The sequence below is a fragment of the Candidatus Reidiella endopervernicosa genome, assembly GCF_013343005.1.
GTDB lineage: Bacteria > Pseudomonadota > Gammaproteobacteria.
This window is the reverse complement of sequence record NZ_CP054491.1, coordinates 101,574-128,002: the sequence shown is the minus strand read 5'-3', so window position 1 is coordinate 128,002 and position 26,429 is coordinate 101,574. Positions and strand designations below refer to the sequence as shown.

Here is a 26,429-nt window from a genome sequence, read left to right as displayed (position 1 = left end):
GACTACTCCGAGAGCGTGTGGCGACCGGCGCGGCGGCGATGGTCGTCATAGCGTGCGCGATCAGACTTCTGATAGTTGGCACCGGGGCGGAACGACTTGAGGCGGGTCGGTGAAACGCCGAGCGCAGCCAGCCCATCCTGTTTGCAGATACTGTCGATCTGCAGTGAGTTGTAGTTATCACGTGAGAAGGGTTTGCCTGGCAGCCACTCAAGGATCGATGCCTGCAACTTTGAGAGTGCATCGGGCAGGCCGATGATGAGGCGCTTCAGCCCGGCGCTCTCGGCGGCATACTCGACCAGCTCCTTGAGGGTGTAGCTTTCGGGTCCACAGAGTTCATAACGCTCACCGATGGTAGTCGGGTCGTCGAGGCAGACGGCAAAGGCCTCGACTACATCGCCAACATAGACCGGCGCAAAGCGTGCCTCGGCGCAGGCGAGTGGAAAGGCGATGGGCGAGAGACGAAGCAGTGCAGTAAAGCGGTTGAGGAAGGAGTCGTCGGGACCGAAGATCACCGAGGGGCAGATGCGGGTTACCGCCATGCCATTACGTCCAGCGGCGATAATCACCTTTTCGCCCTCACCCTTGGTGCGCAGATAGAAGCTGGGTGAGATGGTGGCGGCATTGAGCGCACTCATATGGATCAGGCGCTTGATGCCTACCTTGCGACAGACCTCGACGATCTTGCGTGGCAGTTCAACATGGGCGCGACGGAAACCGCTGCCATCGCGTCCCTTCTCATTCAGAATCCCAACCAGGCTAATCACCGCGTCACACCCTTCAAAGTGTTCTGCTAGTGCGGCATCATCAAACACATCGGCCTGATGCAGTGAAACACCGGGTAGTAGTGAGAGATCACGATGACGTTGTGGATGGCGAGTGAGCAGGCGTAGTTGATAGCCGCTTGCGGCTAGTCGTGCTGCCAGGTGGCTGCCGACAAACCCTGTTCCGCCAACAATGCAAATAGTGCTTGGTTTCATCGCTTCAACAATCCTTTTTACGCTGTTGTGCTCGGTGTACTCATAGGGTGGTGAACTATACTATGGAACCGCTTTAAGGTTGCTGCTGTCCAGATAAATAAGCGGTTCCCAGACAATTATAGATAACACGGGAGTAATTGATGCCCTTTAAATCGATCAATCCTGCAGACGATGCCACGCTGACGGTTATTCAGGCGTTTGATGCGGATCAATTGGAGGCGGCACTGGCCGAGACGGCGGCTGTAACGCTCGTCTGGTCGGCAACTCCAATACAGGAGCGTTGCCGGTTGATGCATGCTGCGGCCACGGTACTGCGTTCACGCAGTGAAGAGCTGGCGACCCTGATCAGTCAGGAGATGGGCAAGCTGATCGGTGAGGCGCGGGCTGAGGTTGAGAAGTGTGCGCTGGTGTGTGAGTACTACGAGGAGTTCGGTCCCGGATTTCTTCGTGATGAGAGCATCGACTCCGATGCGACTAATAGCTTTGTCGCCTACCAACCGATCGGCACGGTGCTGGCGGTGATGCCGTGGAACTTCCCCTTCTGGCAGGTGTTCCGTTTTGCCGCACCGGCACTGATTGCCGGTAACACCGGATTGCTGAAACACGCCTCCAACGTGCCGCAGTGTGCGTTGGCGATTGAGTCGGTCTTTCACGATGCCGGTTTCCCGGCCGGTGTCTTTCGTAGCCTGATGATCCCCGCTTCCGAGGTGGAGGGTGTGATTCGTGATCCGCGCGTGGCGGCTGTGACGCTGACCGGTTCCGAACCTGCCGGTCGTAAGGTGGCCGCCGTGGCCGGCGAGGAGTTGAAGAAGTCGGTGCTGGAACTGGGTGGTTCCGATGCCTTTGTGGTGCTCGAAGATGCCGATCTCGATCTGGCCGTGGCCGGTGCGGTCGCGTCACGTTTTCTCAACGCGGGGCAGAGTTGCATCGCAGCCAAGCGCTTTATCGTGGTTGATGTCGTTGCCGATCAGTTTGTTACCCAGTTTAAAGAGGCGGTCGAGGCGCTTGAGGCGGGAGACCCGCTGGATGAGAAGACCACGCTGGGGCCGATGGCACGAGCTGATCTACGTAGCGAGCTGCATAAGCAGGTGAGCGATTCGCTCGCCAGTGGTGCAGAGGCCATAACCGGCTGTCGGCCGCTGGTACGTCCCGGTTCCTTCTATGCCGCCTCGATACTCGACCGTGTTGAACCCGGTATGCGTGCATACAGTGAAGAGTTTTTTGGTCCGGTAGCGATTGTGATTCGTGCCAGAGATGAGGCGGATGCAATGCGTATCGCCAACGACTCACGCTTTGGTCTTGGCGGTAGCATCTGGACCGAGGATAGTGAACGGGGTGAGGCGTTGGCGCGACAGGTTGAGAGTGGTTGTACCTTCGTTAATGGAATGGTGAAGAGCGATCCACGCCTCCCCTTTGGCGGTATCAAGGCATCGGGTTATGGTCGTGAGCTGTCGCACCATGGCATTCGTGAATTTGTGAGCGCCAAGACGGTCTGGATTCGCTGAGGTTAAGCCATGCGTTTAATGCAAAAACTGTTCGTCGTTCTATTTCTGGTCATGTCAGCACCGCTCTTTGCCGCAGATGAGCAGCTCGGTGAGGGGATGGTCAATCCCGGCTATGTCGATAGGCCGGCCTGGTTCAAGCAGTCGTTTCTCGATATTCGTGAAGACGTGGCAGAGGCGAGCAGTGAGAGCAAGCGGGTGATGCTCTACTTCTATCAGGATGGCTGCCCCTACTGTGAGCGGCTGGTGCGGGTTAACTTTGCCCAGCATGAGATCGTCGAGAAGACACGTAGCGGCTTTGAGGCGATTGCGATTAACCTCTGGGGTGACCGGGAGGTGACCGGCCTCAAGGGAGAGGTCACCACCGAGAAGCAGTTTGCAAAATCGCTGCGGGTGCAGTTCACCCCGACCCTGCTGTTCCTCGACGAGCAGGGTAAGGTGGCGCTGCGGGTCAACGGCTTCTACCCGCCGCACAAGATGCTTGCTGCACTCGATTATGTGGCCGGTAAAGAGGAGTCGGTCGGCAGCTTCCGCGACTACTACGCCAGACTTGCGCCACAACCGGCCAGCGGTAAGTTGCATCTCGAACCGGGATATCTGCAGCCGACGCTTGATCTGCAGCGCAAGGCGGGTGACAAACCACTGCTGGTCTTTTTGAGCAGAAGCAGTGTGCGACCTGTGATGAGCTGCATGGAGATACGCTCAAACGCAAGCCGTTGCAGCAGGCGATGGCCTATTTCGATGTGGCGCTGGTCGATATCTGGTCGAACGATCCGCTGATCACGCCCGATGGCAAACGCACCACGGCGCGTAACTGGGCCAAGCAGATGAATGTGCAGTTCACCCCGAGTCTGCTCTTTTTCGATAGTACTGGCAGTGAGACGTTCCGTACTGAGGCCTATCTGCGTGCCTTTCATGTTGAGTCGGCGATGCTTTACGTCTCCAGTGGTGCCTATAACAGTGAACCGGAATTCCAGCGCTTCGTGCAGGGGCGGGCGGATCAACTGCACGAGCAGGGGATTGAGGTCGATCTTTGGAAATAGTTCAACACGCTCATCGTTGTTTGATAAGAACGATTCACTGAGCCTCAAATGTTGATCACGCTGTTACTGCTGGGCGCGGCAGCGGGTCTGCTGGCCGGTCTGCTGGGTGTCGGCGGCGGGCTGGTGATCGTGCCGGTGCTGGCGCTGCTCTTCGCCGATCACAATTTCGCCCACGCCATGCATCTGGCTATTGGTACTTCACTGGCCACCATCATCTTCACCTCGATCTCATCGGTCTATGCCCACCATCGCCGCGGCGCGGTGCTCTGGCAGCTGTTCTGGCGGCTGACGCCGGGGATTGTGGTCGGTGCGCTGATCGGTTCGGTCATTGCCGATCTGATGGCGGGTGATTCGTTGCGTCTGGTCTTCGCCATCTTTGAGCTGAGTGTGGCAGCGCAGATGGGTTTTGGCCTTCGCCCTGATGCTCATCGTGGAATTCCTGGTAGTGGTGCAATGAGCACGGCAGGTGGTCTCATCGGTAGTGTCTCAGCCGTGGTTGGCATCGGTGGCGGCACCATGACCGTCCCCTTTCTGGTCTGGTGCAACGTGAAGATGCAGCAGGCGGTGGCAACCGCTGCCGCTGTCGGTCTACCGATTGCCGTTGGCGGTACGGCCGGTTTTGCCTGGCGTGGTTGGGGTGAGGTGGGATTGCCTGAGTACAGTCTCGGTTATATCTACCTACCGGCCCTGTTGGGGGTGGTGCTGACCAGCGTGCTATTTGCGCCGCTGGGGGCGCGAATTGCCCATGCCCTGCCTGGTGTCCTGCTAAAACGGGTCTTTGCGCTGTTTCTCACCGGGCTGGGTCTGCGCATGTTGTTTGGAGCGCTCTCGTGAGAAGAAGTGACAGCAAGCTACGTAAAGAGATGCGCAATCAGGCGCTACGGCGCTATCGAGAACAGCGTGATCGCAACCGTCTGGCTGAACCGGGCATCCATCAGATGGCGCTGGTACTCGACCATCTCAAACCTGGATTCAGCGTACCGAAGATCTTTCGAAGCGCCGAGGCGTTTGGTGCCCATGAGATCCATATGATCGATATCGGTCCCTTCGACCCCGCTGCGGGCAAGGGGGCGTTTAAGAAGGTCCCGGCAAAATTTCACGATAGCTTTGATAGCTGCTTCGAGAATCTCCATGAACGTGGTTATCAGCTCTTTACCCTCGATCTGGGAGAGGGGTGTCAGCCACTGGGTGAGGTGGCATTGCCTGAGAAGAGCGCCTTCATCTTCGGTCATGAGGAGATGGGGATCAGCTTTGACCGTAGTAGCTACGCCGGGATTGAATGCCTCACCATCCCGCAGGTCGGTGAGACGCAGAGTCTTAACGTCAGTGTCGCTGCCTCGATAGTGATGTACGAGTACTGTCGGCAGCATGGCTCTAAGACAGCAGGTAATAGGTAACAGGCTAGAGGGTAACCCGGATGGAGTGGAACGGAATCGGGGAGTATGGCTCTCAGATTGAATTACTTTATTTTGCTTAGTTGTGCGGCCTGTTCTAGATCACTCTGATTGAAACTCCAGGCACGCGCAAACCCACCGACATAGCGCACATCGACAGATTGGAAGGCGTAGAGCGCAAAATCACCAAACTCAAATAGCTGTTCAGACTCAGGTAGCTGGCCAAGGTAGCGAGCCTTGCCGAGAGTGTATGTCTGTGAGTCGGGTTTAACGGCGGTGACTTCACCATTGAGGGTGAGGCGTGCCAGCGTTTGCGGATCCTTTCGCCCATCATCAGGTTCGCTGATTACGAGTGAGATGGTTGGGCGTTCAAGCAGGTTGCCGGTGTGAGCGGCGAGTTGGCTCAGGTGGAGATAGAGTTGGCTGAAGTTGTCATCGAAGGCGTAGGCGACCATTGAGGCGAGTGGTGTGCCATCTTTCTGCAGCGTAGCGAGTGCGGCCCAGCGCTGACTGCGAATGAGTCGGCCCAGACCGGTAAGTGTTTCACTGCGTGACACGGATTACCCTACTGATTGAAACGATGTGGGGACTATAACAGGAAGAGGGTCGATCAGCCGCCAGTCATCGACATAAAGCGGACCACTTGATTCGGCTTCTCGTTAAATTCGTGACGCTCTGGTTTAAGCGCGATCGCTTCGAAGATCGCCTCTTTAAGGCCGTCATCGCTAATACCTCCGCGCAGTAGTGGGCGCAGGGCGTAGCTGTGGTCCTGCCCGAGGCAGAGGTAGAGGTTGCCATCGGCAGAGAGGCGGATGCGGTTACAGCTCTCGCAGAAGTGCTGTGAGATCGGGGTGATAAAACCGATGCGTAGATCGGTACCGGAGACCTGTACGTAGCGTGCAGGACCACCACCGGGCATTACGCCGGGCAGTAGCTCAAAACGTTCACCGAGGCGGCGCTCGACGCTTAGCAGGTCGAGATAGTGATCCTTGGCTCCAAAGCCGGTGGCTCCCATCGGCATGGTTTCGATAAAGCGCAGGGTGAAGTCGTGTTCGATACAGAATTCGACCATCTGCTCGAACTCGTCATCGTTGACGCCTTTCATCGCCACCATGTTGATCTTGATCGGGAAAAACCCCGCCTCTTTGGCCGCCATCAGACCGTTGATCACTTTTTCCAGCTTGCCGCCGGTGATCTCACGAAAACGGTGTGGATCGAGGGTGTCGAGACTGACATTGATACGGCTGACGCCGGCATTGTGCAGCTCGTCGGCGTGTTTTGAGAGCCGGGTGGCGTTGGTCGAAAGGGAGAGATCCTCAATGCCATTCAGCTTTGCCAGACGACCGGCCAGCTGGGTCACATCTTTGCGTACCAGTGGCTCACCGCCAGTAAGACGAATGCGCTTCACGCCGAGCTCGCCAAAGGCAGCAACGACGCGTTCAATCTCATCAAAAGTGAGCGAGTCGACAGACTCCTGGTAGTCGTCAAAACCCTTCGGCATGCAGTAGAAACAGCGTAGGTCGCAACGGTCAGTTACCGAGAGGCGCAGATATTCGATCTCTCTGCCAAATGGGTCTTTTAGTGATCGGCTCATAGTCATCAAATCTAGTTCTATTAAGCGATTTCGGCAATAACCCAAAGGGGTTATTTCCCCACTCTACGTCATGTCTATTGTGCATGACTCAATCCGGTCAAGTCCGTACAATGTCCATCAACTACAATTTCTAATTGACGCCCCGGTCAGTTGCACTGATCTTGGTCAAGGGCGGAGGGAGATGGCGATATGACCCAAGAAGAGATCAGCACCGAAATCCGACGTACGCCGCTGTTTGGCGCGCTATTGGATGATCAATTTGCCAGGGTAATGCAGGGTATGCACTGCCACCAGTTGGCCAAGGGCGAGCGTCTGTTTAGTCAGGGGGAGCCGGTACAGAGTTTCTACTTTTTGCGTCGTGGTCTGGTAAAGCTGTTTCGTACCTCGCCCGATGGCGATGAGAAGGTGGTTGAGTTGGTCAGCTCGGGCCAGATCTTCGCTGAGGCGCTGATGTTTATGGGAGGGGATGCCGCCTACCCGCTGCATGCAGAGTCGGTGGATATATCAGAGGTGCTCTCGTTCGACGCCCACGCCTTTGTTTCGCTGCTCCGCGACTCGCCTGAGACCAGTTTCCGCATGATGGCAACTCTGAGTCGCCGCCTGCATCAGTTTCTCAACGAGATCGACAGTCTCTCGCTGCGGAATGCGACCTATCGTCTGGTGATCTATCTGCTGCAACAGCTACCGGTAAATATTGCCGAGAGCACCAGCATTCATCTGCCAGCGACCAAAAACCTGATCGCCTCCAAGCTTTCAATACAGCCCGAGACCCTCTCCAGAATACTGCATCGTTTGAGAGATCGCGGTCTGATTGAGGTGCAGGGTAATGACATTGTGCTGTGCGACATCCACGCCCTGCGCAGCATGACCGATATTGACGACTGATACGCTTAATATCTGGTTAGCTGCTACCTCTTGATCTCCCTGATCAAATAACATCGATCACAGGCGAGCTGATTCTTCAGCTCGCCTTCCATGCTTAGTTTCCTAAACCCATCTCGGGGATGTATGGATGGTTATTACGCCTGTTTTGAGCTGCACACAGGGTGATAGCTGTTGCTCTCCAGCTACCTATAAAACGCCCCTGTTTCGATACGTTGCTTTGATTCAAATCTATGTGTTTGTTGGCCAGTTGTGGGCTATCAATGGTCGCTACCTAAAGCTGGCTGTTGAGGCCAGTGATCAGTCGGTCTGGTTTCATTGAGTTGAATGTGCGTCTCGACAGCGGATAGTTATCTGTGTGACATCAAAAATTATTTATATCCACTCTAATCCCGACTGTTTCTATTGGGTAAATCTCTTGTTCAACAGCTAGTTATAAGTGTTCGGTGGCCTTGATCTTCTCCATTTTCGAGACTAGGTTTGTCATATAACGTACAAAACGTGGGTATTAAGAGGCGAGGTTGGTGCCCGCCGATGTGGTGAGCTTTAGGCGCTATTTGTTGGTCAGCAGTACTGCTATCGAACCAAAGAATCTGCGTTCAGATCAGGAAGCTTCCATTGAGCAGGAAGCATAAGTTAACCGCGTCTCTATGGTGGTAGGTGGCGGTATGGGAAGGGCAATAAACCGACGGGCATTTCTCAGGGGCGATCTCTCCGGTCGTTCGGTGCCTGTGCGCCCACCCTGGGCAGTGGAAGAGACGTTATTTGTCGATCTCTGCAGCCGTTGTGATGACTGTAGAAAGCAGTGCCCTGAGTCGATTATCGAAACCGAGTCAGGTTTCCCCAAGATCAATTTCAAGCGTGGTGAGTGCACCTTCTGCGGCGAGTGTGTCGAGCGCTGCAAAACCGGCGCGCTCCAGCCCCAGGCCTTCGCAGCTCATGCGCAGCCGTGGCAGCTTAAGGCAACGATTTCCGATGCGTGTCTGGCGATGCGAGGCGTTGTATGCCGCAGCTGCGGCGAACAGTGTGATGAGCGCGCCATTACATTTCGACCACGCATCGGTGGTGTCTCTATTCCTGAACTCGATCAGCAGGCGTGCAGCGGTTGTGGCGCCTGTGTGGCGCCCTGTCCGGTAGCGGCTCTCTCGGTTCAGCAGGGGACGAATCAACTATCTCAACAAAAATCACAACTGGAGGAGAGTGCATGAATATCTGTGGCGTTCTGGTGCATGCCAGACCAGAAAATATCGTGCCGGTAAAGGAGCGGCTGCAGCATCTCGAAGGCGTTGAAGTACACGCGATTAACGATGATGGGCAGCTGGTGGTGACCCTTGAGCAGGATGATGAGGGTCTCATGGCCGATACCTTGATGAGTTTTCAAAACGTGGATGGCGTTATATCCGCATCGATGATTTACCACCATAACGAAGATGAAAATAATGAAGAAGTTGAGCATTTAGAGGAGGTCGTACAATGAAACAGACACGGCGAGAATTTATTAAAAACAATGCGATAGCTGCAACTGCAGCGGCAGCGGGTGTCTCCCTGCCAGGGGTCAGCTTTGCAGCGGCGGATGATGGGATTCGCTGGGACAAGGCGGCCTGTCGCTACTGTGGTACCGGCTGTAGCGTGCTGATCGGCACCAAGGGCGGCAAGGTAGTCGCCTCACAGGGTGATCCCGATGCCCCGGTTAACCGCGGTCTCAACTGCATCAAGGGTTACTTCCTGCCGAAGATCCTCTACGGAAAGGATCGTCTCACCCAGCCGATGCTGCGTAAGACGGGTGGGAAATACGCCAAAGATGGCAAGTTTGAGGCGGTCTCCTGGGACGAGGCGTTTAAGATCATGGCGGAGAAGTTCATCGCTGCGCGTAAGAAGGGTCCCAAGGGTATCGGCATGTTCGGTTCCGGTCAGTGGACCGTCTGGGAGGGCTATGCGGCACAGAAGCTGATCAAGGCCGGTTTCCGCTCCAACAGCCTCGAGCCGAATGCTCGTCACTGTATGGCCTCGGCGGTTGGTGCCTTCATGCGAGGCTTCGGCATCGATGAGCCGATGGGCTGCTATGACGACCTTGAGCACGCCGATGTCTTCGTGCTGTGGGGTGCCAACATGGCGGAGATGCACCCGATCCTCTGGTCGCGCCTTACCGATACCCGTCTGACCAAGAAGGGGTGTGAGGTACATGTGCTCTCAACCTACGAGCATCGCTGCTTCGAGCTGGCCGATAACGGCATGGTCTTCACCCCACAGACCGATCTGGCGATCGGTAACTACATCGCCAACTACATCATCCAGAATAAGGCCTACAACAAGGCGTTCCTCGACAAACATGTCAACTTCCACCAGGCGGTTACCGATATCGGATACGGTCTGCGTGCGACCCATCCCAAGGAGAAGGCGGCGAAGAATCCGGGTAACGGTGGTAAGAGCAAGATCTCCTTCGAGGAGTACGCCAAGTCGGTAGCCCCCTATACTCTGGAGAAGGCGAGCGAGATGTCGGGCGTGCCGAAGGATAAGCTGCTCAAGCTGGCCAAGGTCTACGCCGATCCGAACAAGAAGGTCACCTCCTACTGGACCATGGGCATGAACCAGCACACCCGCGGTGTCTGGATGAACGGTCTGGTCTATAACATCCATCTGCTGATGGGCAAGATCTCCGAGCCGGGCAACAGCCCCTTCTCGCTCACCGGTCAGCCATCCGCCTGCGGTACCGCTCGCGAGGTCGGTACCTTTACCCACCGCCTGCCCGCCGATCTGGTGGTGAAGAAGGATGCGCACTGCAAATTTTCCGAGAAGACCTGGAAACTGCCAGCAGGCACCATTCCGCGTGCCAACGGCAAATCCGACGGTGCCGATCAGCCCGATATCAGCGGTAAGCCGATGGGTAAAAACCTGATCCACGCGGTGGCGATGCACCGTGCACTGAAGGACGGGGTCATGAACGTCTTCTGGGTGATGTGTAACAACAACATGCAGGCGGCGGCCAACTTGAATGAGGAGTCCTACCCCGGTTGGCGAGCTCCCGATAACTTCGTCATCGTCTCCGACCCCTACCCGACCGTCTCCGCCCAGGCCGCCGACCTGGTACTGCCGACGGCGATGTGGATCGAGAAGGAGGGTGCCTACGGTAATGCCGAACGCCGTACCCAGTTCTGGCGTCAACAGACCGCTGCACCGGGTGAGTCGAAGTCTGACCTGTGGCAGGTGATGGAGTTTGCCAAGTACATCAAGGTCGAGGATGTCTGGCCGGCCGAGCTGATCGCCAAGGCACCGGAGGTTGCAGGCAAGACCCTCTTCGATGTGCTCTACGCCAATGGTCAGGTCGATAAATTCCCAGCTGAGCAGGTCACCGATGATCGCGGTAACAAGTACGACAATGATGAGTCCAAAGACTTTGGTTTCTACGCGCAGAAGGGGCTATTCGAGGAGTATCGCCTCTTCAACTCCGTCGAGGGGATTCCGAAGAAGGGCCACGAGATGGCCGAGTTTGGTGCCTACCACAAGGCGCGTGGTATGCGCTGGCCGGTAATCGACGGCAAGGAGACGCTGTGGCGCTTCCGCGAAGGCTACGATCCACACGTTAAGGCGGGTGAGGGCGTCAAGTTCTACGGTAAGCCTGATGGGCGCGCGGCGATTATCTCCGCACCTTATGAACCGCCAGCAGAGAGCCCCGATAAAGAGTACGACATGTGGCTCAGCACCGGCCGTGTGCTGGAGCACTGGCACTCTGGTTCGATGACCCAACGCGTCCCCGAGCTGCACCGGGCGGTACCCGATGCGGTGGTCTTCATGCATCCCAAGGATGCGAAGAAGCGTCGTCTGCGTCAGGGCGCCAAGGTGAAGGTGGTCAGCCGTCGTGGCGAGATCGTCTCCCGTGTCGAGACCCGTGGTCGTAACCGTCCGCCCGAGGGGCTGGTCTATGTACCGTGGTTCGACGCCAGTCGTCTGATCAACAAGGTGACCCTCGATGCGACCGATCCACTATCGAAAGAGACCGACTACAAGAAGTGTGCGGTCAAGGTGGTGAAGGCGTAGTCCGAGTCCACTGACAACAGAAGCGAAGATGAAATAGAAGATGAGTGACCACGATCACAACGATAACCTGAACGGGAAGGGCAAAGCGGTTAGCCGCCGTCGCTTCCTGGCCGACTTGGCCAAGACCGCTTGCGGTGTTGGTCTGTTCGGTATGGGTATCGGGCTCTATTCACAACAGGCCCGATCGTTGCCGGCACTGGCGATTCGTCCTCCGGGTGCGCTACCCGAGGGTGAGTTCCTGGCAGCCTGCACGCGCTGTGGTTTGTGTGTTCGTGACTGTCCCTACGACATTCTGAAGTTGGCCGATATCGGTGAAGAGGTAACCACCGGCACGCCCTACTTCACAGCCAGGAGCGGTCCTTGCGAGATGTGTGAGGATATTCCCTGTGTGCCGGTCTGTCCGACCGGGGCGCTGGATCACGAGCTGACCGATATCAACAGGGCCCGTATGGGACTGGCGGTGGTCTCCGATCAGGAGAGCTGTATCGCCTTTCTCGGGCTGCGTTGTGAGGTCTGTTACAACGTCTGTCCCATCCGTGGTAAGGCGATCACGCTGGAGCGTAAGCACAACGTTCGTTCCGGTAAGCACGCACTCTTTATTCCCGTCGTCCATTCCGACGCCTGTACCGGCTGTGGATTGTGCGAGAGGGCCTGCATTCTGGAAGAGGCCGCCATCAAGGTTCTACCTAACCATCTGGTTCAGGGGAAGCTGGGCGATCACTACCGGATCGGCTGGGAGGAGAAGGCGAGTGCGGGCGAGTCGCTGGTCACCCCGGATGTGGAACACCGCTACAACCTGCCCGAAGGCGTGCGTTACGAGCACGGCGGGGAAGGGCTGATCACCGAAGAGCGTAGTAATCCACTCGATACACTCAATAGTGGTTTCGGGGGGAGTGACTGATGGCTAAGTACCAACGTTTGGGGGCCGATGCGCTGGCCGAGAAGGGCTGGCTGGGTGCGCACAAATGGTTGTTGCTAAGGCGTTTTAGTCAGCTGTCGATTCTGCTGCTCTTCATGCTTGGTCCCTGGGCGGGTGTCTGGATCATCAAAGGTAACCTCTCATCCAGCCTGCTGCTGGATACGGTGCCGATGACCGATCTGATGGTGTTTCTGCAGATGCTGGCGGCGGGTTTCCTGACGCCGGTCAGTACGGTGGTCACGGGAGTGTTAATCGTGACTGTCTTCTATCTGCTCGCAGGTGGACGTCTCTTCTGCTCCTGGGTCTGTCCACTCAATATGGTGACCGATGCAGCCAACTGGTTGCGGGAGAAGCTGGAGATCAAACCCTCGACCCACCTGTCGCGCAATCTGCGCTACTGGATGCTGGCGATGGTGGTGGTGATGGCATTTGTGACCGGGAGTATGGCCTATGAGGTCTTCAACCCGGTCTCGATGACCCATCGCACCATCATCTTCGGTCTGGGAATGGGGTGGGCTGTGGTTCTGGCCATCTTCCTCTTCGATCTGTTTGTTGCCAGAAGAGGCTGGTGCAGCCACCTCTGTCCGGTGGGTGCCACCTACGGACTGCTCGGTAAGCTCAGCCTGGTGAGGGTGCGGGCCGATCAACGTGTGGCCTGCAACGACTGCATGGAGTGTTTCGTCGTCTGTCCCGAACCGCAGGTGATCAAGCCTGCGCTCAGGGGTGAGACGAAGGGGGGCGGTCCGGTAATCACCTCGGGTGATTGCACCAACTGTGGTCGCTGTATCGATATCTGTGCCAAGGATGTCTTCCACTTCGGAATGCGTTTCAACAATGTCAGTGGTAACGAAGGTATTAAGGGTTCGGCAACGCACGCCTGATGTGTGTTGCAAGGGAAAAATCAAACGATGAAAAAATCTAAATTGATGGTGGAGGTTGTCATGAAAAAAATCGTACTTACCGCAGTTCTGGGGATGTTTGCCGTGATGGCAATACCGTTCAGTGCCAGCGCCGATGTGACGTCACTGCGTGGTGATCTGGAGCTGGATGCAGACTCCAAGGCGTATGAGAAGCGTAAGCAGGTAACGCAGAAGGGTGGCTTTGAGCGTAGCTTCAAGCTGCAGCCGCCGATGATTCCGCACAAGGTTGATAAGGATAAGATTACCTTGAAGACTAACACCTGCATGCGCTGCCACAGCGCGGCCAACTACAAGAAGGAGAAGGCACCGATGACGGGCGAGAGCCACTTCCTCGACCGTGACGGTAATAAGCTGAAGAAGGTCTCGGCGCGTCGCTACTTCTGTAACCAGTGTCATGCGCCGCAGCAGAGTGCCGATCCGCTGGTTGAGAACCAGTTTGTCGGAGCGAAGTAACGGTAATGTCCCGGCCGGGGCGGCGAGCGTCGCTCTGGTCGGTTTTTAAATCAATAATCCATAATTAAGGTTGTAAACATGCTTGCTAAATCAACATTTGCCACGCTGGTTGTCGGCATCATCCTCGGTGTCATCGGTTGGGGTGGATTTAACTGGTCGCTGGAACTGACCAATACCGAGGAGTTCTGTATCTCCTGTCATGAGATGGAGGCGAACGTCTATCAGGAGCTGCAGGAGACGGTGCACTGGTCGAACCGGACCGGCGTGCGGGCCACCTGCCCCGACTGTCACGTGCCGAAGGAGTGGACGCATAAGATCGTGCGTAAGATCAAGGCGTCTAACGAGCTCTGGCACAAGATGATGGGCACCATCGATACTCCGGAGAAGTTTGAGGAGTATCGACTCACCATGGCGGTCAGCGAGTGGGAGCGGATGAAGAAGACCGATTCACGCGAGTGTCGTAACTGCCACAACTTCGGTTCGATGAATCTCGAGAAGCAGGAGGAGCGTAGTGCCGAACGCCATGACCCGCATGTCTGGGAGGTGCAGGATGGCCTGGAGCCGAGCAAGACCTGTATCGACTGCCACAAGGGTGTCGCGCACAGTCTGCCTGCTGGTTGGGAAGAGGCGGTGGCCAAGCATCCGATGCTCGCCGTTGAGGAGAGTGAAGAGGAGTAGTTGAGTTCCATTGTTAGTTCGAATCGGGAGTCGCTATTTTGCGAAAGTTTGTTTTGGGCATCCAAGCCCAAGCAAACAGCAAAACTTAACGCGACCATTTATGCCTACGGCGCCCGACGTCCTGCGTTCGTTGCGTAATCACCTCTTCGCGGCTCTACACAACTCCCTCAGTGACTCTACGCCGACATAAAGCCGCTGCTGCATCTTCGTCGTCGTCCGCTCGCGCTCTCAACTACGAATATGCAGACGGCGTCGACTATCGCGGACTAACCGCCTTCGCTTCGCTATCCATGGCGGTCAGCGGGGGTGCACAGTGTGCGCCCCTTTTTTCGCCTCTTTTTCAAAGATTAACACTGTTGGTTAACCAATCAGCGATATGAAGCGGTAGTGACTCGATTTGGCATAAAAATGATCGTTTTCAGGGCTGTAAACAATTGTTTCGGCATAAAACCAACTTCTTTACTGTAGTACTATTGTGCCTATAAAACCGTTGAGGTGGTGGACTGATAGCGACACCCCGCCCAAATGCTCACTTAATTGCTGAAATCATGGAAAAGAAGAATAACAAAATAGAGGAACGTCTCTCCGAGCTGGTGACCAGCTATCGTGAGGGTTGCCGGTTAAGCTCGATGAGTTGCGCCAGTGCTGGTCTGCGCTCTGCACCGATAGTTGGAACGAGCCGTTAGCCGAACGACTACTGCTGATGCTGCATAACCTTGCTGGATCGGGTGCTACCTACGGTTTCTCCGACCTGAGTGCCTACGCGCGTGGTTTTGAGCGTCTGTTAGAGACTGTCGTTAAACAGCGATCTGTCAGTACAGATGTAAGAGAGCAGGTCGACCTGATTCTAGACTCCCTCAAGCAGAGTTCCATCAGCTCCGATGACGATCCCTTCTGAGAGATTTTGTTGGCATGCAGCGAAACCAACCCCGTTTCGATGCTGAGAGCCGTACTGTCTTGATCAATCTTCCTGGTGAAAAGAAGCTTGAAGACGAAGTCGCGGCACAACTGGAACGACAGGGATATCGTGTGATAGTCATGGAGAGCGGCCAGGCTGTGGAAGCATGGCTGCTATCTGAGCGTCCACTGGCCGTGGTGCTAGCTGAGCTACCCGAAAAAGAGGGCCTCTACTGTGAGGCAATGGACGAGTTGAACCGTTCGGGTAACTGCCCCTTCAATTTTGATTTCTGCACGAGGTGATGCTGAGTCACGGCTTGCCGCCGCACGGACGGGTGTGAATCGATATCTGACCACACCGCTTGATAGCCTTGGACTGATTGAGGCGCTGGATGATTTTGCACAGGAGGCGAGTGACTCAACGGGCCGGGTGCTGATTGTCGATGATGATGCGAATATTGCGACGCTCTACCGCACCTTTCTCGAGCAGGCTGGTATGGAGGTTAAGCACCTAACCAATCCAGTTCGGGCACTTGAGACGATCGAATCTTTCCAGCCCGATCTGATCATGATGGATCTCAATATGCCGCAGTGTAACGGTATGGAGTGCGCCAGCGTGATCCGACAGTTCCGCCATCTCGACGATACCCCAATTCTCTATGTGGCCGGTTATGGTGACGATAATTTGCGTCTCGAGGCGATGAGCCGAGGCGGAGAGGAGTTTCTTGATAAGCCGATCGATCCCTATCACCTGATTCGTACCGTGCGAGCATGGCTGGTTCGCTCCGGTCGAGTGCGTCGACAGAAGGTACGAGCCGAGAACAACCTGCGTGAGCTGGAGCGCCAGAAGTTTGCGCTCGATCAGCATTCGATCGTCAGTATTGCCGACAGTAGTGGCAAGATTACCTATGCCAATGAGAAATTTGTACAGATCTCAGGCTACAGCCTGGATGAGCTGCTTGGTGAGAACCACAATGTCGTTAACTCTGGTACGCACTCAAAGAGCTTCTTCATCGATATGTGGCAGACCATTGCCAGCGGCAAAGTGTGGCATGGTGAGCTGAGTAATCGTGCCAAAGATGGGGCTATCTACTGGGTTGACTCGACCATCGTTCCCTATATGGATGAGAGAGGTGTTCCTTACCAGTACGTCTCGATCCGAACCGATATTACCGAACGAAAGCTGTTGCACGAAGAGTTGCAGAAAAATGAGGAAAGACTCAATAGGAGTCAGACCTTTGCCAATATCGGTACCTGGGACTGGAATATTGAAAGTGGTGAGCTCTACTGGTCAGAACGCATTGCTCCTCTGTTTGGTTACCAAAACAGGCTCGTTGATACCACCTACGAAAACTTCGTCAATGCGATTCATCCCGATGATCGTGATGCGGTACTCGGTGCTGTAAATGCCCGTGTGGAAGAGGGTGCGGAGTACAATATTGAGCACCGGGTCGTTTGGGATGACGGAACAGTTCACTGGCTGCTTGAAAAGGGTGATGTGGTGCGCGACGGGGCGGGTAAAGCGCTGAAGATGCTCGGTGTCGTGCAGGATGTAACCGCTCGTAAAGAGGCCGAAGAGGCGCTGAACAGATTCAAGACCACGCTCGATGTGACGCAGGATTGTGTCTTTATGATCGACCCCGGGTCGCTCACCTTCTTCTACGTCAATCAGGGAGCGATCGATCAGGTGGGTTACAGCGAGCAGGAGCTGCTCACTATGCACCCCTGGACGATCAAGCCCGATTACGATGAGAGAAAATTCAGGTCGCTTATCGAACCACTGCTTCTGGGAGGACAGAGTTCGATTGCCTTCGAGACGATCCATGAGCACAAGGATGGGTCGCTTATCCCGGTCGATATTGTGTTGCAGCTAGTTGCGCCCGAGGGTGAGCCGACACGATTCGTGGCCATCGTGCGCAATGTGACAGAAAGAAAGCGGATCGAGACTGCTCTGCAGACATCGAGAAATATGATGCAGAGCGTGCTCGATACTATTCCCGTGCGTGTCTTCTGGAAGGATCGCGAGTCGGTCTATCTGGGATGTAATAACCACTTTGCTGCCGATGCTGGGATCAATCACCCGAAAGATATTATCGGCAAGACGGACCTTGAGTTGCCATGGCCGGAGCAGGCTGAGCTCTACCGGGCTGATGATGCGATAACCATCTCCAGCGAAGAGTCGAAGCTTAACTACGAAGAGCAGCAAGATCGTAGTGATGGCTCACGTAACTGGGTAGAGACCAGCAAGGTGCCGCTGCGGGATGGTGAAGGCGAGATTATCGGTGTGCTCGGTACCTATCACGATATTACCGATCGCAAGCTGGCGGAGAAGGCGCTGCAGGTGAGTGAGGCGCGTCTGCGTGATGCGCAGCGTATCGGCCATATTGGTAACTGGTCGTGGGATGTTGAAAGCGGATATCTGCACTGGTCGGATGAGATTTTCAGAATCTTCGGCCGCTCTCCGAGTGAGTTTGAACCGACCTATGAGCACTTCTTCGAGACGATTCACCCCGATGATGTTGAGTGTATTAAGCGTTCGGAAGAGAAGGCGTTTGCGCAGGGTAAGAAACACAGTATCGACCACCGCATTGTGATGCCCGATGGCGAGATACGCTGGGTACACGAAGAGGCTGAGGCGGTGATGGGTAAAGAGGGTAACCCGATCAGTCTGGTTGGTACGGTGCAGGACATTACCGATCGCAAACGTGCCGATATCGAGCTTGAACGGCAGAAGGTGCTGTTTGAGTCGCTGTTCCGCGATATACCTGACGCGATGGTCTATGCGAATCCAGATCGTGTGGTACAGATGTGTAACCCAGCCTTGACGCGAGTGTTCGGTTATCAGGCCGATGAGGTGGTCGGAGAGAAGACTTCGATACTCTATGAGAGTGAGGCGGAGTTTATTCGGCAGGGCGAGCAGCGATTGAATTTGAGTGCGACCGAGTCACGCCTTCCCTACGAGGTTGCCTACCAGCGAAAAGATGGGGATGTCTTCCCTGGTGAAACAGTTGGGACTGCGATCAAAAATCAGCAGGGCGAAACGATCGGCTATATTGGCGTGATTCGTGACATTACTGATCGCAAGGAAGCGGAGCAGAGCCTGAAGGTCTTCCGTCAGGTCTTCGATACCTCCAAGCAGGGTATCGGTATCGCGGATCGTGACGGTAAGCTGATCTATATCAACAAGGCGCATGAGGCTTACCACGGCTATCGGGCTGAGGAGGTGATTGGTCGTCACTTCCAGATCTTTATGGGAGATGAAACCTATAAGAATATGTGGCCGAAGATCGTGGCTGCGATCGATCAAGGCAAGAGTTGGAGCGGTCTACTGCCCGAGTTGCGTAAGGATGGAAGTGAGTTTGTCACCTTCTCAAATATCAGCTTCGTACCGGGTGACGACGGTAAGCCGCAATATCTTTTCAATATCTTCGATGACTACACCGACGAGCTGGCAAGACAGCAGGAGCTCAATCTGGCCAAGGAGCAGGCGGAGCAGGCCAATCGTGCCAAATCGGAGTTCCTCTCCAGCATGAGTCACGAGCTGCGAACACCGATGAATGCGATCCTCGGTTTTGCGCAGTTACTGGAGATGGAGAGTGATCAGCTCTCCGAGGATCATCTCGATAACGTCAATGAGATAGTAACCGCCGGTGGGCACCTACTTGATTTGATCAATGAAGTGCTCGATCTGGCGCGAATTGAGGCGGGCCGTATCGAACTCAATATGGAGAGCGTCGTCATTCGCGATGTGTTGGAAGAGGCAAAACGTTGATTAGTCCACTGGCTGAGAAGCGCGGCATAAAACTGATCGACACGCTTAACTGTGGTTCCCGGATATCGGTACGTGCCGATCGAGTACGGCTCAAACAGGTGTTGATCAATCTGCTCTCCAATGCAGTGAAATATAATCGTGAGGGTGGTCACATCAATCTGAGTTGTGGTTGCGACAGTGATAGTCGTGACCAGGTCTGTCTCACAGTGGGTGATACTGGCAAGGGCATACCCTTTGAGCAGATCGAATCGCTCTTTACCCCCTTTAATCGACTTGGCGCAGAAAACTCCGAGGTGGAGGGTACCGGTATTGGTCTGGTGATTACCAAACAGCTGGTGGAGATGATGGGCGGAGAGGTCGGTTGTGAGAGTACGCCTGGTGAGGGGTCACAGTTTACCGTCTCCTTCCCTCTCGATGAGTCCTTAGCTGATGAGCATGAAGATGTGAGCAACTCAGATGAGGAAGCACAGGCGGAGTGGTGCGAGAAGTACAGTGTGCTCTACGTTGAGGATAATCCGGCCAATATTCGTCTAATGAATACGGCATTGGTGCGTCGCGGTAACATCAATCTGATGACGGCACATACAGCTGAGCTGGGGCTCGATCTGGCTGAGGCGCATCAACCTGATGTGATCATTCTCGATATCAATCTGCCGGGTATCAGTGGAATGGAAGCGCTTGAACGGATCAAGGTATCTGAAAAACTCTGTAACACCCCTGTTATAGCGCTGAGTGCCGATGCGATGCAGAGCTCGATTGATCGTGGTTTGGAGGCGGGTTTCTACCGTTACCTGACCAAGCCGATCGATATCCAGGCGTTGTTTGAGTCGTTGGATGCCTCGATTGAGGCGGCACGCGAGCAGTAGCTATCGATCGTTAGCTGCCGAGGTCAGGCACAAAAAAAGGGGCGCACCGAAGTGCGCCCCTTTTTTATTACCGTAGCGGATGCTGCGGCTTAGCTTAGGCTCTGATAGTAATCCATCAGAATCTGAGCTACCTCAGGACGTGAGAACTCTTTAGGTGGTGCGATGCCGTTACCGAGCATTTCACGAACCTTGGTGCCGGAGAGCAGTACGAAGTCTTCCTTGGTGTGATCAGGCGCTTCGCGCATCATCATTACCTTGTCGAGCTTCTTCGAGTAGGCGGTGTGGTCAGCTTCGAAGATCTCAATCTCCATTGCGCCAGCAGGTACCTTGTCGTGGAAGATGGTCTGCGCATCGAAGGCGCCGTAGTGGTCACCAACACCAGCGTGGTCACGACCAACGATGAAGTGGGTGCAGCCCATGTTCTGACGGAAGTAAGCGTGCAGTACTGCCTCGCGAGGACCGGCGTAGAGCATATCGAAACCGTAACCGGTAACCATTGCGCTGTTGGGTGGGAAGTAGAGCTCAACCATCTTACGGATTGCAGCATCACGAACTGGAGCAGGGATATCACCCTTCTTCAGCTTACCGAGCAGCATGTGGATTACGAGGCCATCACACTCGAGACGATCCATCGCCATGTGGCACAGCTCCTCGTGAGCGAGGTGCATTGGGTTACGGGTCTGGAAGGCAACAACCTTCTTCCAGCCACGCTCAGCGATCTCGTTGCGAATCTCAACCGCGGTGCGGAAGGTGTCTGGGAAGTCATCCTGGAAGTAGCTGAAGTGCAGAACCTGAATGTCACCGGAGATTGCGATACGACCCTGGCCGTTGAATGCAGCGACACCGGGGTGCTCTGCATCGTCAGTGCCATAGACTTCCTGAGTCATGGTGGCCATCTGCGCGTCAGTCACTTCCTCGGTAGCGGTGATGTCCATGATGGCAAGCACAGGGTTGCCTTCCATGTTGGGATCACGCAGGGCAACACGCGTTGCGCCGTTAAGGCTGTCTACGCTATCAAGCAGGCAGAGAACAGGAACGGGGAAGAAAGAACCGTCGGTGAGGGTCAGTTTCTCGGCTGCGCCCATGGCATCAGCAACGTTCATGAAACCCTTCAGCGGGTTGAAATAACCAGCACCCATCATGACGGCATTACCTGCAGCCTGTGAGCTGATGGTGACAGAAGGCAGAGACTCTGCCTCGTGCATAAGCTTGTGGTGCTCTTCGCTGTCGTAGACAAATAGCGGGTTGAGTTCGTCGGAACCGATTGGCTTGATCATGCTTCTTTCCTCTCGTTTTTTATATAAACCCCGCAGGGCGAGGCAGTAACCGATGTCCATGGGGTGGAGAACGCTGATACCCGATGGCACTAAATTGTGGTCGACCCGGCGGCGCGGAAATATCTGGTGCACAGGATCAAATCGATCTGAAGCCCCGCCGAGAGAACTGCCGACTATACAACACCCCCTTTTTTCTGGGTAATAGGCCCAAATGATGGGGTCATAGAAACCAATTTTGATAGGTAAGTTGTTGGTTATATAAATAAAAGGCGCCCAAAGGCGCCTTTTTAGAGCTGCTCAGACTAGACTGTCTGGTAGTAGAGGTTCTGCGGGTGGTTCGCCTGGGCGAAGAAGAACCAGCGCTCAAACAGTAGGCCGAGGTACTGGATGGCGAAGGCGAGTACCAGTGCCTGAGGATTGCCGTCCATGCCGAGCCAGAGCAGTAGCAGTGGCAGTGGGAAGACCAGTACCAGGAAGATCCACTTAATCGACTTGAGGAAGATGGCGGTCTTGCCGTGGAAGTACTCGCGGGTGTTGTAGGAGCCACCCATCATGCCCATCGCCTTCTGCTGGATCTGGGTGTGGCGTACGCCGATGGCGGTTTGCAGGGTCGACTTGTACTTGATACGTGCGTTGCGGAACAGGCTCATGGCGCGGCTGACCAGTGCGGCGAGGGTGATGATCATCGCCCAGCTAGCGTAGAAGGCGACCAGCTCAGGTGCAGCAAAGGCGCTGTAGGCAGCGGCGAGGGTGAAGCCGGAGGCGCCACCGAAGAGGATGTAGTTGAACACCGTCAGCGAGCAGTTCCACTCCTGCAGGAACTTGAGGCTGGCGTAGATCATGCCGGTGGCGACAAACAGGATAAATACAGCAGCGCTGCCGAGGCCGCCGATCACCAGAGTCAGCTGCCCCTTGGTCTCTGCGCTACCGAAGATGTCGGCATCCCAGCCGAAGTAGTGGAAGACCATGTAGAGGAACATCAGCCCCATCACCAGCGGCAGGGCGATCAATTCACGCGACAGCCAGGAGGTGCGCCACTGCGTGACTCCACGCCAGGCGCGGGTGATGAAATAGCTCGGTTTGCCGAGGTGGAAGACCGCGGCAAACAGGCCGCCGACCATGAAGGCGAGGGCGAGCAGGCTACCGGTGACGTAGAAGCTGCTCTCCTGTGCCGGAAGCAGGTTGACGGTTGAGTAACTCTGTTCGGTGAAAATCGCCAGGAACAGGCCCTGGCCGACACCGATCAGGGTGGTGAGGAAGATTACTGAAAATGTGGGATGCATCTGTCGGATCTCCTGATTTACATCATCCAGTCGTCGAGGGTGACGTCGTCGCTGATCTCATGACGGATGTCCTCCTTCTTGAGCGGATTGTCGGCACGGACCAGCTCATCCTCATGGATGTGCATCTTGGTCTTGCGCCGTGGCAGGTAGTGGTTGGAGGGCTTGGTGCCCCATTCGGGCATCAGCTGGTAGCCGCCCTGTTCACGAATGGTGACCGAGACCTCGGAGTCGGGGTCGTGTACATCGCCGAAGAGGCGTGCCGAGGTTGGGCAGGCGAGCACGCAGGCGGGCTTGCGCATCGACTCGGGCAGTGACTCGTCGTAGATACGATCGACACAGAGGGTGCACTTCTTCATCACCTTCTGGTGCTTGTCGAACTCACGCGCACCGTAGGGGCAGGCCCAGGAGCAGTATTTACAGCCGATGCACTTGTCGTAGTCGACCAGTACGATGCCGTCATCCTCGCGCTTGAAGCTGGCGCCGGTCGGGCAGACCGGTACACAGGGTGCATCCTCACAGTGGAGGCAGCTCTTCGGGAAGTGCAGCGTCTCGGTGCGTGGGAACTGACCGATTTCGTAGGTCTGTACACGGTTGAAGAAGGTGCCGGTCGGGTCCTTATCATAAGGGTTGTCATCGAACATCGGACCGGCGTCGCCGGAGGTGTTCCACTGTTTGCAGCTGGTGACACAGGCGTGGCAGCCGACGCAGACATTCAGGTCGATAACGAGGGCTAACTGGCTCATTTGAACTCTCCCTTGCGGAACAGGCCGGCGAAATAGTTTTGCATCTTGCGGCGCATCGGCGTGCCGGGTGCGGAAGGCATGGTGGCGTACTGTGGGAAGGTCTCCTGCTTCTCACCTGGATCGGTGGGATAGACACGAACCTGCACATCGTACCAACCTGCCTGCCCGGTGACCGGGTCGGAGTTGGAAATGTTGGCACCCGCCTCGCAGCTTGGCAGCTCCTCGCTGATCAGGTGATTCATCAGGAAGCCCTGCTTTGACTCGTTGGCCTTGCCGTCTAGATTCCAGGCGCCAGACGCCTTGCCGACAGCGTTCCAGGTCCAGACGGTGCCCGGCTCGGTGCTCTCGCTGTAGCGCGCCATGCAGCGTACCTTGCCGTGCATCGACTCGACCCACATCCAGCCACCATCCTCAATACCGGCAGATTTTGCCGTCACTGGGTTGATGTAGAGGAAATTGTAGGTGTGGATCTGACGCAGCCAGGCGTTCTGGCTGTCCCACGAGTGGTACATCGCCATCGGACGCTGAGTGATCGCGTTAAGCGGATATTTATGTTTATCCGAGAGCTGCGCCTCGAGCGGCTCCGAGTAGAACGGCAGTGGATCGAAGTGGGTCTCGATGCGTTTGCGCAGATGATCGGGTGGCTGTTTGCCCTGGCTCTTGCCCTGTGCAGCAAGGCGGAACTTCTGCAACACCTCGGAGTAGATATGGATGTTGATCGGCTCGTCATAGCGGGTCAGGCTGTGTGACTGTGCCCACTGCAGATAGCCCTGGTTCCAGTTACGCATGTACTGGTAGGACTTCGGCAGATGATGGTGGTAGACGCAGTTGTTCTTCTCGTACATCTCCCACTGCTTCGGATTGGCCTCACCCTTCATGCTCTTCTCACCCGACTGGCCGCGCCAGCCGCTGAGGAAACCGATGCCCGAACCGGGTGCGGTTTCGAAATTGGTGACAAAATCGGGGTAGTCGCGATACTTGCGTGAGCCGTCGTCATTAACAAACGGTGGCAGCTTGAGGCGTGATCCGAGTTCGATCAGCACCTCCTGGAACGGTTTGCTGTCGCCCATCGGCGGCACTACCGGTACACGCACCGAGTCGACTGGTCCGTCATATTCGGAAATCGGACGATCAAGCATCGACATCACATCGTGACGCTCAAGGTAGGTGGTATCGGGCAACACCAGATCGGCAAAGGCAACCGTCTCAGACTGGAAGGCGTCGGCCACCACCAAGAAGGGGATCTTGTACTCACCATCCTCATCCTTGTCGTTGAGCATCTTGCGCACTTCATCGGTATTCATCGATGAGTTCCACGCCATGTTGGCCATGAACAGCATCAGGGTGTCGACCTTGTAGGGGTCGCCGCGCCAGGCGTTGGTGATGGCGTTGTGCATCAGGCCGTGTACCGAGAGTGGGTGCTCCCAGGAGAAACCCTTGTCGAGTCGTACCGGCTCACCCTTATCATCAACAAAAAGATCGTCCGGATCGGCGGGCCAGCCCAGCGGCATACCATCAAGCGGGGTGTTGGGCTTAACTGCCTCGGGACCCGTTGGGGTCTTCGGGCAGGGTGGGATCGGACGTGGGAAGGGCGCCTTGTGACGGAAGCCGCCGGGCCGATCGATCGTGCCGAGGATCGACATCAGGATCGACATCGCACGGATGGTCTGGAAGCCGTTAGAGTGTGCTGCCAGTCCGCGCATGGCGTGGAAGCTGACAGGGTTGCCGGTGATGGTGTCGTGCTCGTTGTCCCACACATCGGTCCAGGCAATCGGCAGCTCGATCTTCTCATCACGGGCGGTGATACCCATCTCGTGGGCGAGGCGACGGATTGTCTCGGCAGGGATGCCGGTGATATCGGCGGCCCACTCCGGTGTGTACTGCTCTACACGCTCGGCTAGCAGTTCAAAGGCAGGTTTGACCGGGGTGCCATCGGAGAGCTTAAACTCGCCACGCAGATAGGGATCGGCACCCGGGGTGTGGGTCGAGATCGGTTTATTAAGTTCACGATCCCACCACAGCTTGTTCTGTGGATCGAAACAGCCCTCTTCGGGTGGAACCTCAAATCGAACGAACATACCGTATTCGCTCGAGTTCTCATCCATGTTGACCAGCTCTGCGGAGTTGGAGTACTGGATCAGGAAGTCGCGATCGTAGAGCCCCTGATTGATGATCTCGTGGTTGAGTGCCAGCAGCAGTGCGCCATCGGTGCCGGGTTTGATCGGAATCCACTCATCGGCGATGGCCGAGTAACCGGTTCGGACCGGGTTGATCGAGATAAAACGGCCGCCGTTACGTTTGAACTTCGCAAGCTCAATCTTCATCGGGTTGGAGTGGTGATCCTCGGCGGTGCCGATCATCACGAATAGTTTGGAGCGCTCCAGATCGGGTCCACCAAACTCCCAGAAGGAGCCGCCGATGGTATAGATCATGCCAGCGGCCATGTTGACCGAGCAGAAACCGCCGTGTGCGGCGTAGTTTGGAGTACCGAAGTTCTTGGCGAATAGACCAGTGAGCGCCTGCATCTGGTCGCGGCCGGTAAATAGCGCAAACTTCTTCGGGTCGGTGGCGCGGATATCGCCGAGGCGCTCTTCTAGGGTGCTAAAGGCCTCTTCCCAGCTGATCTCTTCAAACTCCCCCGCTCCGCGTTCAGAGCCCGCCTTGCGTTTAAGTGGCTTGGTCAGGCGTGCTGGAGAGTACTGCTTCATGATGCCTGATGAACCCTTGGCGCAGATCACACCCTTATTAAGAGGATGGTCAGGATTGCCCTGGATGTAACGAACCTGTCCATCGCGCAGATGGACACGGATACCGCAGCGACAGGCGCACATGTAGCAGGTGGTGTTTTTAACCTCAGTACGGCCTTCGGCCACAGCTTGCTGAGTGGTTGATGACATAGGGGAGTCTCGATTGCCTGAGTTGTTGCTAGGAAAATAACGCATCGCTGTGAATAGTTCGCCCCACAGATGATGATCGCTGTAAAATATCACAATATACTAATATGCGTATATCCCATATGGGGTATACGGCTGGACCGAGAAATACATTTGGTAATAAGGAGTTATCGCCCTTCCATATATAAAGGAGTAAGAATAAAGCCGCCTTATGGCAGCTAAAGATAATACTGTTTGGATTTCCCCCCCTGAATCATTATGGTAGACACCCTCCACAAGCCGGGTCATTGCGTCTACGCC

General features: G+C 55.7%; 26 protein-coding genes. 19 read left to right on the top strand and 7 right to left on the bottom strand.

Annotated features, from left to right (window positions below; all coding sequences use genetic code 11):
* Positions 1–2: 2 nt before the first annotated feature.
* Complete coding sequence (locus tag HUE57_RS00625; protein WP_078485018.1) at positions 3–977, bottom strand: complex I NDUFA9 subunit family protein; 975 nt, start codon at positions 975–977, stop codon at positions 3–5.
* A gap of 140 nt (positions 978–1,117) precedes the next feature.
* Between HUE57_RS00625 and HUE57_RS00620 the strand changes: the two genes are divergently transcribed.
* From HUE57_RS00620 to HUE57_RS00605, 5 genes are read left to right on the top strand one after another with little or no spacing between them, the layout of a single operon-like run.
* Entirely contained in the window at positions 1,118–2,482 is a 1,365-nt protein-coding gene (locus HUE57_RS00620; RefSeq protein WP_174672520.1) for an NAD-dependent succinate-semialdehyde dehydrogenase, read from the top strand.
* Between the two features lie 18 nt (positions 2,483–2,500).
* A complete protein-coding gene (locus HUE57_RS00615; RefSeq protein ID WP_320416252.1) occupies positions 2,501–3,259 on the top strand; it encodes a thioredoxin family protein in 759 nt (252 codons plus the stop codon).
* Positions 3,166–3,522, top strand: coding sequence for a thioredoxin family protein (locus tag HUE57_RS19830; RefSeq protein WP_320416305.1), 357 nt, complete (start codon positions 3,166–3,168; stop codon positions 3,520–3,522). The genes HUE57_RS00615 and HUE57_RS19830 overlap by 94 nt, the downstream gene beginning before the upstream one ends.
* 48 nt (positions 3,523–3,570) lie before the next feature.
* A complete protein-coding gene (locus tag HUE57_RS00610; RefSeq protein WP_078484889.1) occupies positions 3,571–4,356 on the top strand; it encodes a sulfite exporter TauE/SafE family protein in 786 nt (261 codons plus the stop codon).
* Positions 4,353–4,919 (top strand): TrmH family RNA methyltransferase, encoded by a 567-nt coding sequence (locus tag HUE57_RS00605; protein ID WP_236725773.1) that lies wholly within the window; start codon positions 4,353–4,355, stop codon positions 4,917–4,919. The genes HUE57_RS00610 and HUE57_RS00605 overlap by 4 nt, the downstream gene beginning before the upstream one ends.
* Before the next feature lie 62 nt (positions 4,920–4,981).
* On the opposite strand, the gene HUE57_RS00600 is transcribed toward HUE57_RS00605, so the two are convergent.
* A complete protein-coding gene (locus tag HUE57_RS00600) occupies positions 4,982–5,473 on the bottom strand; it encodes a HugZ family pyridoxamine 5'-phosphate oxidase (protein ID WP_078484891.1) in 492 nt (163 codons plus the stop codon).
* 53 nt (positions 5,474–5,526) lie between these two features.
* A complete protein-coding gene (gene moaA / locus HUE57_RS00595) occupies positions 5,527–6,516 on the bottom strand; it encodes a GTP 3',8-cyclase MoaA (RefSeq protein WP_172840376.1) in 990 nt (329 codons plus the stop codon).
* Between the two features lie 183 nt (positions 6,517–6,699).
* On the opposite strand from moaA, the gene HUE57_RS00590 reads away from it, so the two are divergent.
* The 14 genes from HUE57_RS00590 (at position 6,700) to HUE57_RS00525 (ending at position 19,932) form a co-directional block, all read left to right on the top strand.
* A complete protein-coding gene (locus HUE57_RS00590; RefSeq protein WP_078484893.1) occupies positions 6,700–7,395 on the top strand; it encodes a Crp/Fnr family transcriptional regulator in 696 nt (231 codons plus the stop codon).
* A 665-nt stretch (positions 7,396–8,060) separates the two neighbouring features.
* A complete protein-coding gene (gene napF, locus HUE57_RS00585) occupies positions 8,061–8,600 on the top strand; it encodes a ferredoxin-type protein NapF (RefSeq protein WP_078484902.1) in 540 nt (179 codons plus the stop codon).
* Positions 8,597–8,869 carry a chaperone NapD gene (locus tag HUE57_RS00580; RefSeq protein ID WP_078484894.1) on the top strand — a complete coding sequence of 91 codons (273 nt, stop codon included), beginning with the start codon at positions 8,597–8,599 and terminating at the stop codon, positions 8,867–8,869. Before napF ends, HUE57_RS00580 begins: the two co-directional genes overlap by 4 nt.
* Positions 8,866–11,427: a nitrate reductase catalytic subunit NapA gene (napA, locus tag HUE57_RS00575; protein WP_174672519.1), complete on the top strand. Its 2,562-nt coding sequence runs from the start codon at positions 8,866–8,868 to the stop codon at positions 11,425–11,427. Before HUE57_RS00580 ends, napA begins: the two co-directional genes overlap by 4 nt.
* A 40-nt stretch (positions 11,428–11,467) precedes the next feature.
* A complete protein-coding gene (napG, locus tag HUE57_RS00570) occupies positions 11,468–12,328 on the top strand; it encodes a ferredoxin-type protein NapG (protein ID WP_078484895.1) in 861 nt (286 codons plus the stop codon).
* Positions 12,328–13,227 (top strand): quinol dehydrogenase ferredoxin subunit NapH, encoded by a 900-nt coding sequence (gene napH / locus HUE57_RS00565; RefSeq protein ID WP_078484896.1) that lies wholly within the window; start codon positions 12,328–12,330, stop codon positions 13,225–13,227. The genes napG and napH overlap by 1 nt, the downstream gene beginning before the upstream one ends.
* A 60-nt stretch (positions 13,228–13,287) precedes the next feature.
* Complete coding sequence (locus tag HUE57_RS00560) at positions 13,288–13,719, top strand: nitrate reductase cytochrome c-type subunit (RefSeq protein WP_078484903.1); 432 nt, start codon at positions 13,288–13,290, stop codon at positions 13,717–13,719.
* Positions 13,720–13,797: 78 nt separating this feature from the next.
* Positions 13,798–14,397 carry a NapC/NirT family cytochrome c gene (locus tag HUE57_RS00555; RefSeq protein WP_174672518.1) on the top strand — a complete coding sequence of 200 codons (600 nt, stop codon included), beginning with the start codon at positions 13,798–13,800 and terminating at the stop codon, positions 14,395–14,397.
* A 10-nt stretch (positions 14,398–14,407) separates the two neighbouring features.
* Complete coding sequence (locus HUE57_RS00550) at positions 14,408–14,587, top strand: hypothetical protein (RefSeq protein WP_174672517.1); 180 nt, start codon at positions 14,408–14,410, stop codon at positions 14,585–14,587.
* A complete protein-coding gene (locus HUE57_RS00545; protein WP_174672516.1) occupies positions 14,568–14,777 on the top strand; it encodes a hypothetical protein in 210 nt (69 codons plus the stop codon). Before HUE57_RS00550 ends, HUE57_RS00545 begins: the two co-directional genes overlap by 20 nt.
* 233 nt (positions 14,778–15,010) lie before the next feature.
* Positions 15,011–15,295, top strand: a complete 285-nt coding sequence (locus HUE57_RS00540; protein WP_174672515.1) for an Hpt domain-containing protein — start codon at positions 15,011–15,013, stop codon at positions 15,293–15,295.
* A gap of 14 nt (positions 15,296–15,309) precedes the next feature.
* Positions 15,310–15,597: a response regulator transcription factor gene (locus tag HUE57_RS00535; protein WP_174672514.1), complete on the top strand. Its 288-nt coding sequence runs from the start codon at positions 15,310–15,312 to the stop codon at positions 15,595–15,597.
* On the top strand, positions 15,578–19,066 hold the full coding sequence (locus HUE57_RS00530; protein WP_174672513.1) for a PAS domain S-box protein: 3,489 nt from the start codon (positions 15,578–15,580) through the stop codon (positions 19,064–19,066). The genes HUE57_RS00535 and HUE57_RS00530 overlap by 20 nt, the downstream gene beginning before the upstream one ends.
* Positions 19,063–19,932, top strand: a complete 870-nt coding sequence (locus tag HUE57_RS00525; RefSeq protein WP_174672512.1) for an ATP-binding response regulator — start codon at positions 19,063–19,065, stop codon at positions 19,930–19,932. The genes HUE57_RS00530 and HUE57_RS00525 overlap by 4 nt, the downstream gene beginning before the upstream one ends.
* Positions 19,933–20,021: 89 nt before the next feature.
* On the opposite strand, the gene sat is transcribed toward HUE57_RS00525, so the two are convergent.
* The 4 genes from sat to HUE57_RS00505 form a co-directional block, all read right to left on the bottom strand.
* Positions 20,022–21,209 (bottom strand): sulfate adenylyltransferase, encoded by a 1,188-nt coding sequence (gene sat / locus HUE57_RS00520; RefSeq protein WP_078484899.1) that lies wholly within the window; start codon positions 21,207–21,209, stop codon positions 20,022–20,024.
* Between the two features lie 302 nt (positions 21,210–21,511).
* The gene (locus tag HUE57_RS00515) at positions 21,512–22,492 is read right to left on the bottom strand and encodes a dimethyl sulfoxide reductase anchor subunit family protein (RefSeq protein ID WP_078482418.1); all 981 of its coding nucleotides are present in this window, start codon (positions 22,490–22,492) and stop codon (positions 21,512–21,514) included.
* A gap of 17 nt (positions 22,493–22,509) precedes the next feature.
* The gene (locus tag HUE57_RS00510) at positions 22,510–23,235 is read right to left on the bottom strand and encodes a 4Fe-4S dicluster domain-containing protein (RefSeq protein WP_078482417.1); all 726 of its coding nucleotides are present in this window, start codon (positions 23,233–23,235) and stop codon (positions 22,510–22,512) included.
* Entirely contained in the window at positions 23,232–26,132 is a 2,901-nt protein-coding gene (locus HUE57_RS00505) for a molybdopterin oxidoreductase family protein (protein WP_078482416.1), read from the bottom strand. Before HUE57_RS00505 ends, HUE57_RS00510 begins: the two co-directional genes overlap by 4 nt.
* Between the last annotated feature and the right edge of the window lie 297 nt (positions 26,133–26,429).